The sequence below is a fragment of the Ensifer sp. EB106-05-01-XG146 genome, assembly GCF_058791875.1.
Window position 1 is genome coordinate 687,926 of the sequence record NZ_JBYTDX010000003.1, and the last position, 16,928, is coordinate 704,853.

Consider the following 16,928-nt stretch of genomic DNA (forward strand, 5'->3'; position numbering starts at 1 on the left):
ATGGTTCTGGAAGCACCCCACCTTCCCCTGATCGGCAAGCGGCTGCGCCAGGAATCCTCCAAAGACGACCGCATCAAGCTCGGCTTCATGGCAGTCATCGGGCTATATCTGGTCGTCGCGCTTGGCGCGCCGCTCTTCGTCATGCTGTCGAAGTCGCTGTCGACCTACCGGTTCGAGCTTTCGGCTTTCGAGTTCCAGGTGAGCGACGAGACGGGGGCGAACTGGGGGCCGGTCGTCACCGCCGAAGACCTGAACCGGGAACTCGGGGCGGTGACGGAAGCCGAGCTTTCCAGCAGTTCCGACGGACGGCTCGCGGCCACAAAATTATTCCCGGATTTCAAGTTCCGCAGCCCCGTTCACTACCGTATTCGCGGCACGAACGACGATGCCGCCTTCCTGGTCGGCTCCACCCTCGAAAAGGGGACTGAGTGGCGGGACTATGATTCCGGTACCTTCCGGCGCGTCGTGCTGCGACCCGCGCGCGCTCTGGGTTTTACGAACTTCACGACCTATTTCTCGACGCCGGCGCTTGCGCAGTCGATCTACAATTCCGTGCTGATGGCGGTGATCAGCACGGTGTTCACGATCTCGGTCGCCTTTGCGCTTGCCTACGGCCTGACGCGCAGCTGCATGCCGCTCAAAGGGCTTTTCCGCGGCATCCTGACGATCCCGATCCTGGTGCCGTCACTCTTGCCGGGCATTGCACTCGTCTATCTCTTCGGCAATCAGGGCATCTTCAGGGATTGGCTTTTTGGCTATTCGATCTACGGGCCGATCGGCATCGTCATAGGCTCTGTTTTCTTCACCCTGCCGCATGCCTTCCTGATCATCCTGACGGCGCTCTCGATTGCCGATGCTCGCCACTATGAGGCGGCCGCATCGCTCAAAGCCAGCAAATGGCGGACCTTCACGACCGTCACGGTGCCCGGCGCGCGCTTCGGCATCGTCTCTGCGGCCTTCGTCGTCTTCACGCTTGTCATCACCGATTTTGGCCTGCCCAAGGTGATCGGCGGACAATACGGCATGCTCGCCGTCGACATTTACAAGCAGGTGATCGGCCAGCAGAACTTCGAGATGGGCGCGGTCGTTTCCGTCATCCTGCTGGTGCCGGCGGTGCTTGCCTTTTACGTCGACCGGCACATGCAGAAGCGGCAGGTAGCGCTTCTGTCGGCGCGCGCCGTGCCCTATCAGCCGAAGCCCAATGCCCGCATGGACGGTCTGTGCTTCACCTTTGCCTGCTTCGTCAGCCTCTTCATCCTCGGCATGATCGCCATGTGCCAGATCGCAGCGGTGGTGAAGTTCTGGCCCTATGACCTGACGCTGACAGCCAAGAATTTTGCCTTCGACCTGATGGACGGTGGCGGCTGGGCCGCCTATGGCAACTCGATCCGGCTCGCGCTTTTGACGGCACTCTTCGGTTCGATCGTCGTCTTTGCCGGCGCCTACATGGTGGAGAAGGCCGATGGCTTCCGCTTCGGCCGTGGCCTCTTTCACTTCCTGGCGATGATGCCGATGGCGGTGCCCGGCATGGTGCTCGGCCTTGCCTATATCTTCTTCTTCAACAACCCGGCCAATCCGCTGCACCCGATCTACGGCACGATGACGATCCTCGTCGTCTCGACCGTGACGCACTTTTATACCGTCGCGCACCTGACCGCGCTGACGGCGCTGAAGCAGATGGACCCGGAGTTCGAATCCGTCGCCGCGTCGCTGAAACAGCCCTTCCACCGGCTGTTCTTTCGGGTCACGGTGCCGGTCTGCCTGCCGGCGATCCTCAACATCGCTATCTATCTCTTCGTCAATGCGATGACGACCGTCTCGGCGGTGGTGTTTCTCTACTCGACCGACACCAAGCTCGCGTCAGTCGCCGTGCTAAACATGGACGACGCCGGCGATATAGCGCCGGCCGCGGCCATGGGCATGATGATCTTTTACACTAATGTTGCGGCCAAACTTGTCCACGCGCTGATCGCGCGCGGTCTGCTCGCGCGCACCCAGGCTTGGCGCTAACCCGCAACCAGCCCTTCGCAAAGCGCCGCCCTTCCTTCGCTCTGAAGGACGGCGGCGCTTTTGTCCGCGTCACTCTACGCCACCCGGAGCTCCGCCATCACCACTTTGCGGTCGTTTCCTGCGCGCAGGCGCTCCATCTCGTTGAGACGCGAACGCTGCGGCGTAAGGCCGTAGCGTTCGCGGTAGGTGCGGGAAAAGTGCGAGGCGGTGGAAAAGCCGCAGGCGACCGCGATTTCGATGACCTGAAGCGACGAGGTTATGAGCAGCAGGTGAGCGCGCTCGAGCCTGAGGTCGAGATAGTAGCGCGCCGGCGTGCGCCCCATTTCTCTTCGAAACAGGCGCTCGATCTGGCGCCGGGAAAGTCCGGTCGAGGGCCACATGTCGGCGAGCTTCAATGGCTCGGCAAGATTTGCCTCCATCTTTTCGATGACACGGATCAATAGAGGGTTGTCGATGCCGAGACGTGCCTGCAACGGTAATCGCTGGCGCTCGCCGGTCTCACGCAGCCGCTCGCAGAGTGCCGCCTCGCAGATACGGGTGGCCACGTCCCGACCAAGGTCCTCTTCGATGATGTGCAGGAACATGTCGAAGGGCGCGTTGCCGCCGGCGCAGGTATAGATCCCGCCGTCGATCTCAAAGGCGGTCTGGCGCGGGTCCGCGATGAAGAACCGCTCGGAGAAGTCTGGAAAGTGTTCCCAGTGAACGGCGCAGCGACGCTCATCGAGCAGCCCCGCGCGCGCTAGGCAGTAGACGCCGCCGCCAAGCCCGGCGAGGCGCGCGTTGCTGCGAGCGCCTGATCGCAGCCAGGCCTCCAGGGCCCTGTCGGCCGATGGCTTCTTGCGGCCGCCACAGATGACGATGAAGCCCGGATCTGCATCGCGGCCAAACCGGTTGCGTTCGGCCGAGAGCGGCGCCGCTACCGGAATGCCCGTGCCGCAGGATGAAACGGCGGGTGCTCCATCCGCCGCTACAAGGTGCCACCCGTATACCGGGCGGCCGGCCACGTCATTGGCGAGGCGTAGCGCTTCGATCGCCGCGGAGAAGCCATGGAGGGTAAATCCATCGAGCAGGTAGAAGGTGAAGTGGCGAGCCTGCGTACATGGCTGTTGCATTGTCTCTTCCTGAGGGCGTCGAAGTGGTGCGCGGAAAGAATAGTTACATTATGCAACATATTGGACCGTTGCCAATCCCGTTAAAACGAGGATCCGAAGAAATCCGCTCGAAATCCGTGCGGGTGAGGGGCCACTACGCGTGCGCTGCGGCGTGGACAGCCGTTGCAGCTTGTCAAATGGACAAAAATGGACACAGATAGTCACATGTCAGAACAACAAAACGCCCGCGCTCTTGCTCCACGCCGTCACGGCGAGATCCTCAGGCGGCTTGCAGCCGACGGTACCGTTGGTATCACCGAGCTTGCGGATTTCTTCGATGTTTCGCGTCAGACCATCAGGCGCGATCTGAAGCTTCTTGCCGATCGCGGCCAGCTCGATCTTGTCCATGGCGGCGCCACCCTGTTCGAACCGACGGAAGCGGCCTTCGTCGAGCGGCGGGAGGAGAATGCCGGGCCAAAAGCGCTGATCGGTCGTGCAGCAGCAGGTCTCGTGCGCGACGGCATGGTGATCTTCCTTGATTCCGGCACGACGACGCTTGCTGTGGCCCATGCCCTGACTGGGCGAAAAAACTTAACGATTTGCACGACTTCGCTATCGATCGCCTTGCTGATGTGCCGACAGCCCCAGGTGCGCGTTCATATGCTCGGCGGCGAAATCGATCCGGATGAAGAAGCGGCCATCGGTATCGATGCGCTCGAGGCGATCAGCCATTTCCGCGTCGACGTCGCGTTCTTAGGCGGCGGGGGCCTGTCGCCCGATGGAGAGGTGACCGACTTTACCCGCAGCGGCGCCGAGCAGCGCTCGCGCATGGTGGCAACGGCGGCCAAAGCCTATTTCGTACTCGACAGTTCCAAGTTCGGACGGCTGACGCCGCTTCGCATTCCCCGCTTCGAAGCCGCCGCCGGAGTGATTGTTGATCGACATCCGCCGGAGGCGATCCGCGAGGCGCTCGAGCGCAAAGGTCCAGCCCTGGTCGTTGCAGAACAACAAATGTAATCTTTTGTAACTTTGTGTCTTGTTCTTTGTCCGCGTTTTGTTACCGTGCGGCCTTCCATGGGTTCGGGAGGTCGTTTCATGGCGCAGGAATTTCCAACACAGGCACAGGTCGTCATCGTCGGCGGCGGTATTATAGGCTGCTCGGTCGCGTATCACTTAACCAAGCTCGGCTGGAACGACGTCGTTTTGCTGGAGCAGGGGCAGTTAAGCGGCGGCACCACCTGGCATGCGGCCGGTCTCGTCGGTCAGTTGCGCAGCCACGCCAACATGACGGGCCTCATCAAATATTCGACCAAGCTTTATAGCGAGCTTGAGTCCGAGACCGGCCTTGCCACGGGCTGGAAGAATTGCGGCTCGCTCTCGGTTGCCCGCACGCAAGACCGCATGACCGTGTTGAAGCGCACGGCGGCCTCTGCTCGCGCCCAAGGCGTCGCGATCGAGGTGATCTCGCCGAAGCAAGCGCAGGAGCTCTGGCCGGTCATGGCGATCGACGATCTCGTCGGCGCCGTCTGGCTGCCGGGCGACGGCAAGGCCAATCCAACAGACCTCACGCAGTCGCTCGCCAAAGGCGCCCGCAATCGCGGCGCCCGCGTGATCGAGCGCGTCCGGGTCACAGGCATTTCGACCAAAAACGGCGTCGTCACCGGCGTCGAAACCGATCGGGGGGCCATTGCCGCGGAGATCGTCGTCAACTGTGCCGGTCAATGGGCACGCAAGGTCGGCCAGATGTGCGGCGTCACCGTGCCGCTGCACTCGGCCGAGCACATGTATATCGTCACCGGCCGCATCGAGGGCGTACATCCTGACCTGCCGGTCATGCGCGATCCGGACGGCTACATCTATTTCAAGGAGGAAGTCGGCGGGCTCGTCATGGGTGGCTTCGAGCCGGAAGCCAAGCCCTGGGGCATGGCAGGCATTCCCGACGATTTCGAGTTCGCCCTCTTACCTGACGATTGGGATCAGTTCGAAATCCTGATGCACAATGCGCTGCAGCGCGTGCCGCAGCTTGAAACATCCGAGGTGAAGAAGTTTTACAACGGCCCGGAGAGTTTTACCCCGGACAACAATTTCATTCTCGGCGAGGCGCCCGAACTGAAGAACTTCTTTGTCGGCGCAGGCTTCAACTCCATGGGGATTGCCAGCGCCGGCGGGGCAGGTCGAGCCCTTGCCGAGTGGATCGTAAACCGCGCGCCGACCATGGATCTTTGGCCGGTCGATATCCGTCGCTTCGCGGGCTTCAACAACAATCCGCGCTGGCTTCACGATCGCGTCAAGGAAACGCTCGGTCTGCACTATGCGATGCCTTGGCCGAACCGGGAGCTGGATACGGCACGCCCCTTCCGCCGTTCGCCTCTCTACGATCGGCTTGCCGCCAAGGGCGCGTGCTTCGGTTCGAAAATGGGATGGGAACGGGCCAATTGGTTTGCTGCGGAAGGCGAGCGCCCCGTCACCGAGTATTCCTTCGGTCGGCAGAACTGGCATGAAGCGGTCAAGCGCGAGATGAAGGCAACGCGCGAGGCCGCCGGCATTTTCGACCAGACCTCCTTCGCCAAGCTGCTTGTGCAGGGGCGGGATGCGGCAGCAGCGCTTAACCGCATCTGCGCTGCCGACATCGACGGCGAGATCGGCCGTTCTGTCTATACCGGACTCTTGAACGCGCGGGGCGGCTACGAGAGCGACCTGACCGTCATGCGACTTGCGGCCGATCGCTTCATGCTGATCACAGGTTCGGCCCAAGCGGTGCATGATGCGGACTGGATCCGCAAGAACCTTGCCGCGGACGCCCACGTGACTTTGACCGACGTGACGTCGTCCTATGCAGTCCTGGCGCTGATGGGACCGAAATCGCGCGACATCCTCTCGAAGCTTACCTCGGCGGATATCTCGAACGAGGGCTTTCCCTTCGCGACTATCCGCGAGATCGATATCGGTTACGCCACGGCCTTTGCCAACCGCATGACCTATGTCGGCGAACTCGGCTGGGAACTGATCGTGCCGACAGAATTCGCTGTCGGTGTTTACGAGGCGCTGCACGAGGTCGGTCGCGCCTTCGGCCTGACGGATTGCGGCTACTATGCGCTTGAGGCTTTGCGGCTGGAGAAGGGCTACCGCGCCTGGAGCCGGGAACTGACGCCCGACATCAACCCCTACGAGGCTGGTCTTGGCTTTGCGGTTGCTCTGGGAAAACCCGGCGGCTTTGTCGGCCACGATGCGCTCGTGGCCGCAAAGACCAAGGGCCTGCCCTCGCGCCGCATCGTTCAGTTTACCCTGGACGATCCCTTGCCCATGCTTTGGGGCGGCGAACTGATCCTGCGTGCGGGAAAACCGGTCGGCGAGGTCCGCTCCGCCGCCTACGGTCACACGCTTGGGCGTTCGGTCGCACTCGGCCTGCTTGAAAACCCTGAAGGCGTGGACAAAACGTTCCTCGAGGGGGAGCGCTTCGAGATCGATCTTGCAGGCATTCGCTATGCCGCGACGGTGCATCTGGCACCGGCATATGATCCGCGTGCGCTGAGGGTCAAGATTTAGACCATCTTTTCGCGATGCGACGAATTGCGCGTGTTGATCTTCCCGCGAGCCCGTCTAGGCGGGCTCGCGTTCCAGCAAGAGCTTTGCCGTTTGCCAGAGGTCCTCGACCCTGCGCCTGCGCGTCGCGGCGTGACGGTAAAGCCGAATTTCGAGGTCGAGATTCCAGCCCTTATCCGTAGAGGCGGGTACGAGGCCACCGGCATCGATCGCGTCACGGGCAAGGCTTTCGGGCAACCAGCAGACGCCGGCACCCGACATCGCCATGTTCATCAGCCCGGCACTGATCGTGTTTTCATGCGTCGTGCGGCGCCGGAAGGGCGGGCGCCGCAGCATGAGACGCGAAAGGGCGACCCCGAAGAACGAATTGAACCCGTAGCTCAGATAGGGAATAGCGAGCCGCGGCTGCGCCACAGCCCGGTCGAGAATATTCAGCCCCGGTAGCGTACCATCGGGGATAGAGACGTTTGCGGCGGCGAGCGGGATCAGCCGATCATGGGCGATCGTCAGCGACGAGAATTGTGCGCGGTCGAGATGGAATGGCACCTCCGAATGCGCATAAGTCAGAAAGAAATCCGCCTCGTCACCGATGAGGGCGTCAAGATTGGCCTCGATGCCGCCGCGGTCGGGCATCAGCGAGGTGCTGAAAGCGCCACCTGCGTTTTCGAGCAGTTTGAGCCAGCCAGGGAAGATCGTTACCGTCAGCGTATGGAGCGCGGCAAAGCGGATGAGGCCTTCTTCGTGAGACGGGCGTAGCGATTCGCGCGCTGCATAGAAGGTTCGGATTGCCTCCTGCGCTATGGGCAGGAAATTGCGACCTGCCGGCGTCAGTTCCGCCGGCATGGTGGCGCGGTTGATCAGCGTCGCCCCGAGCCAACGCTCCAACTGTTTGATGCGGCGGCTGAACGCCGGCTGAGTCACGTTGCGCAACTCGGCAGCGCGCGAAAAACTCCACGTGTCGGCGAGGGTCACGAAGTCCTCCAGCCACTTGATCTCCATGCCCAGATCTCCCCTGCGTTGCAGCTGAGGGGATCATAAGTCGTTGGAAAGAAATCGCTATGCCGATATTGCATCAGCCTTTGCTAAAAGCGAATTAGCCAAACCCCGACAAACCTTCCACGTTGCGCCCAAGGCAAACAGTTCTGATTTCGAGGCAGCGAGGAGGCTCACGAAATCAGGCTGATAACAAAAGGGGGATTGTTAATGGCCTTCCAGCTTCACGCTGATCTTATTCTGCACAACGGCCGAATCTGGCGAGGCAGGGAGGAGGGGATCAGCGAGGCCGTTGCCATTTGGCAGGGCAAGGTTCTGGCCACCGGCAGCGATGCCGAGATGGCGAGCCTCAAGGGGCCCCATACCAAGGTGATCGATCTCGAAGGCCGTTTTGCCAGCCCCGGTCTTATCGACAATCACCTTCACCTGATCTCCACCGGCATCACCATGGGCTGGGTCGACGCGACCCCTGCCGCTGCGCCGACGCTTGCCGCCCTTATGGAGAAACTTGCCGAACGCGCGGCCGTCACGCCGAAGGGCGCATGGGTGCGGGCACGGGGCTATGACCAGGTCAAGCTCGATGTCGGCCGGCATCCGACCCGCGAGGAACTCGACCGCGCCGTACCGGATCATCCCGTGCTGCTGACGCGCGCCTGCGGCCATGTGGCCATCGCGAATTCGCTGGCGCTGAGCCTGGCGGATGTCACCGAGGCGACGCCGGTGCCGGACGGCGGCGTGATCGGCACCACGGACGGGCGCCTCAACGGGTTCCTGGCGGAAAACGCGCAGAACCTCATCAAGACGGCTATTCCCGAGGTGACGACGGAGGAGTTGATCGACGGCATCGAGCGGGCAGGGCGCTATCTTCTGTCGCTCGGCATTACGAGCTGCATGGATGCGGCGGTCGGCCAACTTGCCGGCTTTGCGGAAATCCAGGCTTATGAGATGGCCAAGCTTTCCGGCCGCCTGCCGGTGCGCGTCTGGCTGACACTGCTCGGCGATCCCGGCGTCTCGATCGTAGAGGATTCCTGGCGTGCCGGGCTCATTTCCGGTGCGGGCGACGACATGTTGCGCGTCGGGGCCGTGAAGATCTTCCTCGACGGCTCGGCCGGCGGGCGCACCGCATGGATGTCGAAGCCCTATCTTGGTGAGCCCGACAATATCGGCGTACAGATGCTGCCGGATGCCGACGTCGAGGCGATCGTCAAATCCTGCCACGACCGGGGCTATCAGATGGCTTGCCACGCCATCGGCGACAGTGCGATCGAGCAGCTGATCACGGCCTACGAAAAGGCGCTGGCCGGTAATCCCGATCCGGATCGGCGCCATCGCATCGAGCATTGCGGCTTCTCGAGCCCGGAGCAAGATCGGCGCATGAAGGCGGCAGGCATCCTGCCGGCGCCGCAGATGGCCTTCATCCACGATTTCGGCGACAGCTACGTTTCCGTGCTTGGTGAGGAACGGGGCAAGGCCTCCTACCAGATCGGCACCTGGATGCGCATGGGTCTCAAGCCCTCGACCGGCTCGGATTCGCCCGTCTGCTCGCCCGATCCCTTCCCGAACCTTCACGCCATGATCACGCGCAAGACCGGCAAGGGTACCGTGATGGTGGAGGCGGAAAAGCTGAGCCGCGAGGAAGCGTTGCAGGCCTACACGGAATACGGCGCCTATTCTCAGAAGGCCGAAGACGTGAAGGGCAGGCTTGTGCCGGGACAATGGGCCGACATCGCCGTCTTCGACAACGACCTCTTGGAGGCACCGGCCGATACCATTCTCTCAGGCACACGCTGCCTGATGACCCTGCTTGCAGGCCGCGTCGTGCACGACGCACGCTGACGACCTGAAAGACCAATCAACACAAAGCCGAAAACGGCACGAGAGGGAAAACAGCATGCTGAAAAGATTGACATTGGCCGCAATGCTCGGCCTCGGGGTGGCAACCGGAGCGCTGGCTGCCGGCGAACGCCACGGCGGAACGCTCGTCTTTACCGCACCCTATGGCTCGAGCTTCGCCACGCTCGACGTTCAGGCAAGCCCGAACACCCAGGAGGAATTCATCACCCAGGCGATCCACCGCGCGCTCTACAGCTGGGATTCGATCCAGAACAAGCCGGTCCTGGAACTCGCTAGCTCGGAAGAGGTGTCCGAGGATGGTACGGTGCACACCTATCGCCTGCGCGAAAATGCCGTCTTCCACAACGGCAAGCCACTGACGGCCGACGACATCATCTACAGCTACAAGCGCATCGCCAACCCGAAGAACGCCTTCCCGGGCGCAAGCTACATTGCCGTCATCAAGGGTGCGGATGCGTTCATCGCCGGCAAGGCTGAGGAGATTTCCGGTCTCAAGAAAATCGACGACCACACGCTGGAGATCACCTATACCGGACCGATCAACCCCGGCTTCCCGCTGATGCAGAACACGACGGTGATTTATCCGTCTGATGTCAAGGATGAATCGAGCTTCGCCAAGACCCCCGTTGGCCTCGGCGCCTTCGTCTTCAAGGAGCACGTGCCGGGATCGCAGGTCGTTGTCGAAAAGTTCGACAAGTACTACGAAGAGGGCAAGCCCTATCTCGACCGCATCAACATCGTGCTGATGGCCGAGGACGCCGCGCGCGACGTCGCGTTCCGAAACAAGGAAATCGATGTCTCGATCCTTGGCCCGACCCAATACCAGGCCTATCAGGGTGAAGACGCCTTGAAGGATCACCTGCTCGAAGTTGCCGAGGTCTATACGCGCAACATCGGCTTCAACCCGGCCTTCGAACCCTTCAAGGACAAGCGGGTCCGCCAGGCGATCAACCATGCGATCAATGCGCCGCTGATCATTGAACGGCTCGTCAAGAACAAGGCCTACCCCGCCTCCGGCTGGCTGCCGCTGTCTTCGCCGGCCTTCGACAAGGACAAGGTGCCCTACGCCTTCGATCCAGAGAAAGCGAAAGCACTCCTGGCGGAAGCAGGCTATGCCGATGGCTTCGAGTTCGAAGTCACGGCGAGCCCGAATGAGAGCTGGGGCGTGCCGATCGTTGAAGCCATCCTGCCGATGCTGAAGAAGGTCGGCGTCACCGTGAAGCCGAAGCCGGTCGAAAGCTCGGCGCTTGGCGATGCCGTGACGTCGAACAACTTCCAGGCCTTCATCTGGTCGAACCTGTCCGGTCCCGACCCGCTCAATGCACTGCGTTGCTTCTATTCCAAGACGGCGCAGTCCGCCTGCAACTACGCGAGCTATGCGAGCCCGGATTTCGACAAACTCTATGAGGCGGCCCAGCAGGAACGCGACCCTGCCAAGCAGAGCGATCTGCTGCGCCAGGCCAACAACATCGTGCAGGACGATGCGCCGGTCTGGTTCTTCAACTACAACAAGGCGGTCATGGCCTACCAGCCCTGGATCCACGGCCTTGTCCCGAACGCCACGGAACTGGCGGTCCAGCCCTATGACGAGATCTGGATCGACGACACGGCGCCGGACGCACGCAAGTAAGCCCTGAGAGGTTCGGGGCGGTTTCGGCCGCCCCACACATCAGTTGTCCCACCCATCCGGGTGGCAAAAATGGAACCGCTCATGCTTCGTTTTACCCTGCGCCGCATTCTGCAGGTCGTCCCGACGATCGTCGTGGTGGCGCTGCTGATCTTCGTCATCTTCTCCGTCGTCCCCGGTACCTTCGCGGCCAGCCTCTTTGCCGACGGAAAGCGTGCCGCCGATCCGCAAATGATCGCTCGCCTCAATGAGGAGTTCGGTCTGAACAAGCCGCTGATGGAGCGCTTCGTGACCTATGTTACGGATCTCGCCCAGTTCGATCTCGGCACCAGTTTCCGCACCCGCCAGCCGGTCATTGACCTCATCAACGACCGCATGGGCGCCTCGCTTCAGCTGGCCGTCGCCGCCATGGTCTTCGCCATCGTTGTCGGCGTGCCGCTCGGCTTTCTTGCAGCACTCAGGCCCGGTTCGATCCTCGATACGGTGACGATGATCGGGGCGGTTTCGGGCCTCTCCATGCCGCAATTCTGGCTCGGCCTTCTGATGATGTATCTCTTCGCCCTGCAACTGAACTGGCTGCCCAGTTTCGGTTACGGCGACGGCTCGTTTCGAAACCTCATCCTGCCGGCCGTGACCCTCGGCGTCACGCCGCTCGCGCTGCTGGCGCGCACCACCCGGGCCGGCGTGCTCGACGTTTTGAACGCCGACTTCATTCGCACCGCCCATTCCAAAGGCATGAGCGAGGCGAAGGTGGTGCGCTGGCACGTGGCGCGCAATGCGCTGGTGCTGATCGTCACCACGGTCGGCCTGCAGTTCGGCTCGCTGATCGGCCAGGCCGTCGTCATCGAAAAGCTGTTCGCCTGGCCGGGCATCGGCTCGCTGCTGGTCGATAGTGTGGCGATCCGCGACATTCCCGTGGTGCAGGGCACGATCCTCGTCATCGTGCTGTGGTTCCTGATCATCAACACCGCCGTCGATCTGGTCTATGCCGCGATCGATCCGCGCATCAAGCAGGAGTGACGACCGTGCGCCTCGGCTTCAACTTCTGGCTCGGTGCGACGCTGACTGCGCTCGTCATCTTCGCCGGTGTCCTTGCCCATTGGATCGCGCCCTTTGACCCCGTGCTCGATGCCGACTTGATGAACTCCGAACTGCCGCCGGACGCCACCTTCTGGTTCGGCACGGACGGGCAGGGACGGGACGTCTATACCCGCATTCTTTACGGCGCGCAGATCTCGCTGACTGTTGGCATCGTGTCGCAGGTGATCAACTCGATCATCGGCGTCACGCTCGGCATGACGGCCGGCTATTGGGGCGGCTGGTGGGACGATCTGGTCAACGGCCTGACCAACGTCATGCTCGCCATCCCCTCGTTGATCTTCGCGCTTGCCGTCATGGCGGTGCTTGGCCCCGGCCTGCCGTCGCTCTTGATCGCGCTTGGCCTCACCAACTGGAGCTGGACCTGCCGCATCGCTCGCTCCTCGACTCTCTCCTTGAAATCGCAAGGCTACGTGCAGGCGGCCCAGACGCTGGGCTATGGCGACCTGCGCATCATGTTCACGCAGATTCTGCCGAACATGATGGGGCCGATCCTCGTCATGGCAACGCTCGGCATGGGGTCGGCGGTGCTGTCTGAAGCGGCGCTCTCCTTCCTCGGCCTCGGCATCCAGCCGCCATTCCCGAGCTGGGGTTCGATGTTGACCGATGCACGCCAGCTGATCCAGCTCGCCCCCTGGGCGGCGCTCTTCCCTGGCCTTGCCATCTTCCTTTCGGTGCTTGGCTTCAACCTTCTCGGCGATGGTCTGCGTGACAGCCTCGATCCGCATATGAGGACGCGCAAGCCATGACCGCGCCGCTTCTCGACATCAAGAACCTGCAGCTTGGCGTTTCGCTCGGCCGTTCCAGCTACCATCCACTGCTCAAGGGCGTCTCGTTCCAGATCATGCCCGGCGAGGCCTATGGCCTCGTCGGCGAATCCGGGTCCGGAAAATCGGTCACATCGCTTGCCGTCATGGGCCTTTTGAAACGGCCGCTTGCCGTTACCAGTGGCGAGATATTGTTCAAGGGGCAGAACCTGCTGGCGTTGCCGAAACGCGAGATGCGGCGCCTGCGCGGCAATCGCATCGCCATGATCTTCCAGGAGCCGATGACGGCGCTGAACCCGCTTTCAACGGTCGGGCGACAGATCGCCGAGATGTTCGTGCTACATCAGGGAAAAAGCTGGGCGGAAGCCGAAAAGCTCGCCGTCGAAGCGCTCGGGAATGTGCGCGTGCCCAACCCTGATCGCCGTGCCAGGAACTATCCGCACCAGATGTCCGGCGGGCTGCGCCAGCGGGTGATGATCGCGATGGCGCTTGCCTGCAGCCCGGACCTGTTGATCGCCGATGAGCCGACGACGGCACTCGACGTAACCGTGCAGGCCGAGGTGCTGCGCCTCATCAAGGAACTCTGCGCGGCGCGCGGGACGGCCGTCCTCTTCATCAGCCACGACCTTGGCGTCATCGCCAGCATCTGCCAGCGCGTCGGCGTGATGTATTCGGGCTGCCTCGTCGAGGAGAACGAGACGCGGGCGCTCTTTGAAAGCCCGCGGCACGAATACACCCGCGGCCTGCTCGGCGCCCTGCCGCGCCTTGGCAGCCGCAGCGAACATGGGCGGCAGCGGCTCGTCGACATCGACAGCATCATCGCCGACCGCTCGAAGCTGACGGAAAGCCGCTTCATCGCGCCACGCGAACGGGAAGGGAGCCAGCCATGACCGCGCCGCTGCTTCAGGTGGACGATCTCCATGTCCGTTTCCCCATTTCCGGCGGTGGCCTGCTCGGCAAAGGACGGCGTACGCTTCACGCCGTCAACGGCATCAGCTTCGAGCTTGCCAAGGGCGAGTGCCTGTCGATCGTCGGCGAATCCGGTTGCGGGAAATCGACGACGGCGCTTTCCATTCTCGGCCTGCAGGAACCGACTGAGGGCATGATCCGCTATCGCGGTCAGCCGCTCGCGGGGCCCGGCGCGCCGCAACGGATGGACCGGGCGAAAGCGGTGCAGATGGTGTTCCAGGATCCTTATGCCTCGCTCAACCCCCGCCAGTCCGTGCGCACCTCGCTCGCAGCACCGCTGCGGCTGCACGGCATTACCGCCGCCTCGGAAATCGAAGGCCGCATCGAGGCGATGCTCAAGAATGTCGGCCTGACGCCCGAACAGGCCAAACGCTATCCGCATGAGTTCTCCGGCGGCCAGCGCCAGCGCATCGGCATCGCCCGCGCGCTGATCCTCGAGCCTGAGATCGTCGTGCTCGACGAGCCGGTCTCGGCCCTCGACGTGTCGATCCGCGCGCAGATCATCAATCTGCTGCTCGACCTTCAGGAAAAACTCGGCCTCTCCTATCTGATGATCAGCCACGATCTGAGCGTGGTGGAACATATGAGCGACCGGGTGCTGGTGATGTATTTCGGCGAAGTCGTGGAAGAGGGCGGCTGGCGCGAGATTTTCGAAGTCCCCACCCATCCCTACACGCGCCGCCTGATCGCCGCCATTCCCGATCCGGATGCTGCGCTGAATCCGGCGGAAAGGCAGGCGAGCGACGCCACCGTGCCGCAACTTGCCGGCCGCAGCTTCGTTTCCGATGGCAGCACCGCGCCGGATGTTTTTACCGCGCCTGTTCGATCCGAACTGATCGAGATCGGCGGGAACCATAGGGTTCGGATGGCTTTGGCCTAACCGATGGAATGCGCTGAGCGAAGCCCCGTTCCGCCCCGCGGCAAAGATAGGCTAGGTTGCTCAACGTCCGAACTTGGAATCATTGAAATCTAGGATGAACCCGATGAAACGCATGCCGAAGATCGCCGTGATCATGGATGAAAACACCAGTGCGGGCGGTGGACGCTATGACGTCTCGAGAAATTACTTTTCCGCCCTGCGCCGCGCCGGCGCCTTTGCCTTCGGCATCCCCTATGTTCCCGATCTCGTCGACCAGGTCGTCGAAGATTTTGATGGGTTCTTAAGCGTCGGCGGCCGCATCAACTTCCCGAAAAGCTGGTATGTCGAAGGAGACCAATCCCAGTATCCGCCCTCGGATCGGCTAGCCGTCGACATGGCATTGATGGAAAGTTTCCTTGCGCGCGACAAGCCTGTGCTCGGCATCTGCAACGGCATGCAGATGCTCGGCTGCCTCAACGCTTGCCGGATGGTTTCCGATGTCCATTCGTCGTGGCCCGACGCGCTCAATCACGACCAGGCCAATTTCTCGCATGACGTCAGCGTTGTCCCCGGCACCAGAATGGCCGACATCCTCGGCATCGAAACATTCACCGTGAACACGTTTCACCGCGAGGCGATCGTGGAGGTATCGGGCGCGGTGACCGTTACGGCCCGAGCCCCGGATGGTGTCGTTGAAGCGATCGAGATCGGCTCGCAGACCTTTGCCATGGGCCTTCAATGGCACCCCGAAATGCTGGATGCCGACAGCCATCCGGGCGCTCGCGTCTTCGACGCCTTCGTCGAGGCGTCAAGCCGACACCTTCGATAACCTGTTCCAAGGCCCTGCTGCGTTCTGTCGGAAGCACATTCTGCCCTCTCCCGATTGACGTTGGCGGCTCCAGCAAATAGGGCCAAGCCGACAAGCGTGCCAAACGCCAGCAAGACAGCAACAGGAGTGTATAGTGAGCGAACCGACCGTAGCAGAGGCAACAGATCGCATTTACGCATCGCTGCAGGCAGACAATGCCGACATCGATCTTCATATCGCGACCCTCAAGGCAGCATTGATGCGGGCAGGTTTGAAAGAGGCCGTATTCGACCCGACCAGGCTCGTGCAAAACAACCGTTCCGGACGGAAGCTGATGCAGGCGTACTTTCGGCAGCGCGGCGTAACGGTGAAATTCTCGGCCTAACAAGGTCGTTCAATGATGCCAGAAAGGCCGCAGTCGGGTGGCCGAATGGGTGCCTGCCTGGTCGGACTGCGGTGGCTCACCAGGCTGAGCGATCCCGGTTTCCGCTCGTCGGCTGGCTGCCAAGGTGAACCTCTCGGCGCGCGACCCTTTCAACCGGTCAGGTCGCGCGCAAATGGGCTCTGGCCGCCTTTCGAAGCGGCAGTCCGGTAAGCTCACCAAGTTCGTGCTTCAATTCCGCGCTTTGGCGATGGCGTCCTTCAGTCCTTTTTCATCCAGAACGCCGGGAATGATCGCCGAACCGATGACGAAGGATGGCGTGCCGGCGAAATTGAAGGCGAGTGCCTGACTGTAGTTGCGGTCGAGCAGCCCGGAAATCTTGGCATTGTGCGTGTTCACGGCTGCGGTCAGCTCCTTCATCGAAAGACCCGCCGCGGTCAGCGCCTTCTCGATGTCGTCCTGCGACAGCCTCGCCTTGGTTTTCATCAGCGCCTCCATCGCCGGCTGGTATTTGCCGATCTGGGCGGCTCCAAGCACTGCCTGTGCGGCGAAGACGGAGGCTTCGCCCAAGATCGGCCAGTCCTTCAGCACGAGCCGCACGTTGCCGTCGGCCTTGACCACCTTCTCGACCGTCGGATGCACTTTCTTGCAGTAAGGGCACTGATAGTCGAAGAACTCGACGATGGTGACATCGCCCTTCGGATTGCCAAGGACGGGCGCGTCCTTGTCGAAAAACACCTCCTCCTTGGTCAATTGCTGGGCGAAGGATGATCGGCCTCCGACAAGCACGGCGGCGGCGGTCGCGACCGTGGCCGTCAGAACGGTTCTGCGGGTGAACATCAGATTTCTCCTTGTGCGAATGGATTGGGGCCGAGAGCGACGGCGCGTGCGGCGATTTCGAGGATCATGCCGCGCAGGCAAACGACG

Annotated in this window: 14 protein-coding genes; 11 read left to right on the top strand and 3 right to left on the bottom strand. The window is 62.1% G+C overall.

Annotation, left to right across the window (positions count from 1 at the left end; genetic code table 11):
- The gene (locus tag AC3WVQ_RS31950) at positions 1-2,010 is read left to right on the top strand and encodes a putative 2-aminoethylphosphonate ABC transporter permease subunit (RefSeq protein WP_034794741.1); all 2,010 of its coding nucleotides are present in this window, start codon (positions 1-3) and stop codon (positions 2,008-2,010) included.
- A 74-nt stretch (positions 2,011-2,084) separates the two neighbouring features.
- On the opposite strand, the gene AC3WVQ_RS31955 is transcribed toward AC3WVQ_RS31950, so the two are convergent.
- Complete coding sequence (locus AC3WVQ_RS31955; RefSeq protein ID WP_034794738.1) at positions 2,085-3,122, bottom strand: GlxA family transcriptional regulator; 1,038 nt, start codon at positions 3,120-3,122, stop codon at positions 2,085-2,087.
- Positions 3,123-3,326: 204 nt separating this feature from the next.
- Here AC3WVQ_RS31955 and AC3WVQ_RS31960 point away from each other — a divergent pair, with 204 nt between their 5' ends.
- Together AC3WVQ_RS31960 and AC3WVQ_RS31965 are read left to right on the top strand one after the other, a co-directional pair.
- Positions 3,327-4,118, top strand: a complete 792-nt coding sequence (locus tag AC3WVQ_RS31960) for a DeoR/GlpR family DNA-binding transcription regulator (protein ID WP_034794735.1) — start codon at positions 3,327-3,329, stop codon at positions 4,116-4,118.
- Between the two features lie 78 nt (positions 4,119-4,196).
- The gene (locus AC3WVQ_RS31965) at positions 4,197-6,647 is read left to right on the top strand and encodes a GcvT family protein (protein ID WP_034794731.1); all 2,451 of its coding nucleotides are present in this window, start codon (positions 4,197-4,199) and stop codon (positions 6,645-6,647) included.
- 54 nt (positions 6,648-6,701) lie between these two features.
- On the opposite strand, the gene AC3WVQ_RS31970 is transcribed toward AC3WVQ_RS31965, so the two are convergent.
- The gene (locus AC3WVQ_RS31970; RefSeq protein ID WP_192444494.1) at positions 6,702-7,643 is read right to left on the bottom strand and encodes a LysR family transcriptional regulator; all 942 of its coding nucleotides are present in this window, start codon (positions 7,641-7,643) and stop codon (positions 6,702-6,704) included.
- Between the two features lie 204 nt (positions 7,644-7,847).
- On the opposite strand from AC3WVQ_RS31970, the gene AC3WVQ_RS31975 reads away from it, so the two are divergent.
- The 8 genes from AC3WVQ_RS31975 to AC3WVQ_RS32010 all read left to right on the top strand — a co-directional run bounded on the left by AC3WVQ_RS31975 (position 7,848) and on the right by AC3WVQ_RS32010 (position 16,004).
- Positions 7,848-9,473 (top strand): amidohydrolase, encoded by a 1,626-nt coding sequence (locus tag AC3WVQ_RS31975; protein WP_192444493.1) that lies wholly within the window; start codon positions 7,848-7,850, stop codon positions 9,471-9,473.
- Positions 9,474-9,528: 55 nt separating this feature from the next.
- The gene (locus tag AC3WVQ_RS31980; protein ID WP_060516616.1) at positions 9,529-11,121 is read left to right on the top strand and encodes an ABC transporter substrate-binding protein; all 1,593 of its coding nucleotides are present in this window, start codon (positions 9,529-9,531) and stop codon (positions 11,119-11,121) included.
- Between the two features lie 81 nt (positions 11,122-11,202).
- The gene (locus tag AC3WVQ_RS31985; RefSeq protein ID WP_060517351.1) at positions 11,203-12,138 is read left to right on the top strand and encodes an ABC transporter permease; all 936 of its coding nucleotides are present in this window, start codon (positions 11,203-11,205) and stop codon (positions 12,136-12,138) included.
- 5 nt (positions 12,139-12,143) lie between these two features.
- A complete protein-coding gene (locus tag AC3WVQ_RS31990) occupies positions 12,144-12,965 on the top strand; it encodes an ABC transporter permease (RefSeq protein WP_034794912.1) in 822 nt (273 codons plus the stop codon).
- A complete protein-coding gene (locus AC3WVQ_RS31995; RefSeq protein ID WP_034794704.1) occupies positions 12,962-13,873 on the top strand; it encodes an ABC transporter ATP-binding protein in 912 nt (303 codons plus the stop codon). The genes AC3WVQ_RS31990 and AC3WVQ_RS31995 overlap by 4 nt, the downstream gene beginning before the upstream one ends.
- Positions 13,870-14,832, top strand: a complete 963-nt coding sequence (locus AC3WVQ_RS32000) for an ATP-binding cassette domain-containing protein (RefSeq protein WP_034794701.1) — start codon at positions 13,870-13,872, stop codon at positions 14,830-14,832. The genes AC3WVQ_RS31995 and AC3WVQ_RS32000 overlap by 4 nt, the downstream gene beginning before the upstream one ends.
- A gap of 103 nt (positions 14,833-14,935) precedes the next feature.
- Positions 14,936-15,640 (top strand): gamma-glutamyl-gamma-aminobutyrate hydrolase family protein, encoded by a 705-nt coding sequence (locus AC3WVQ_RS32005; protein WP_192373025.1) that lies wholly within the window; start codon positions 14,936-14,938, stop codon positions 15,638-15,640.
- Between the two features lie 130 nt (positions 15,641-15,770).
- Positions 15,771-16,004 carry a hypothetical protein gene (locus tag AC3WVQ_RS32010; RefSeq protein WP_034794697.1) on the top strand — a complete coding sequence of 78 codons (234 nt, stop codon included), beginning with the start codon at positions 15,771-15,773 and terminating at the stop codon, positions 16,002-16,004.
- 228 nt (positions 16,005-16,232) lie between these two features.
- On the opposite strand, the gene AC3WVQ_RS32015 is transcribed toward AC3WVQ_RS32010, so the two are convergent.
- On the bottom strand, positions 16,233-16,841 hold the full coding sequence (locus AC3WVQ_RS32015; protein ID WP_192444492.1) for a DsbA family protein: 609 nt from the start codon (positions 16,839-16,841) through the stop codon (positions 16,233-16,235).
- Positions 16,842-16,928: the final 87 nt, after the last annotated feature.

Coding starts and splice junctions, on each gene's coding strand:
- AC3WVQ_RS31950 (WP_034794741.1), top strand. CDS start 1: ATGGTTCTGGAAGCACCCCACCTTCCCCTGATCGGCAAGCGGCTGCGC.
- AC3WVQ_RS31955 (WP_034794738.1), bottom strand. CDS start 3,122: ATGCAACAGCCATGTACGCAGGCTCGCCACTTCACCTTCTACCTGCTC.
- AC3WVQ_RS31960 (WP_034794735.1), top strand. CDS start 3,327: ATGTCAGAACAACAAAACGCCCGCGCTCTTGCTCCACGCCGTCACGGC.
- AC3WVQ_RS31965 (WP_034794731.1), top strand. CDS start 4,197: ATGGCGCAGGAATTTCCAACACAGGCACAGGTCGTCATCGTCGGCGGC.
- AC3WVQ_RS31970 (WP_192444494.1), bottom strand. CDS start 7,643: ATGGAGATCAAGTGGCTGGAGGACTTCGTGACCCTCGCCGACACGTGG.
- AC3WVQ_RS31975 (WP_192444493.1), top strand. CDS start 7,848: ATGGCCTTCCAGCTTCACGCTGATCTTATTCTGCACAACGGCCGAATC.
- AC3WVQ_RS31980 (WP_060516616.1), top strand. CDS start 9,529: ATGCTGAAAAGATTGACATTGGCCGCAATGCTCGGCCTCGGGGTGGCA.
- AC3WVQ_RS31985 (WP_060517351.1), top strand. CDS start 11,203: ATGCTTCGTTTTACCCTGCGCCGCATTCTGCAGGTCGTCCCGACGATC.
- AC3WVQ_RS31995 (WP_034794704.1), top strand. CDS start 12,962: ATGACCGCGCCGCTTCTCGACATCAAGAACCTGCAGCTTGGCGTTTCG.
- AC3WVQ_RS32000 (WP_034794701.1), top strand. CDS start 13,870: ATGACCGCGCCGCTGCTTCAGGTGGACGATCTCCATGTCCGTTTCCCC.
- AC3WVQ_RS32005 (WP_192373025.1), top strand. CDS start 14,936: ATGAAACGCATGCCGAAGATCGCCGTGATCATGGATGAAAACACCAGT.
- AC3WVQ_RS32015 (WP_192444492.1), bottom strand. CDS start 16,841: ATGTTCACCCGCAGAACCGTTCTGACGGCCACGGTCGCGACCGCCGCC.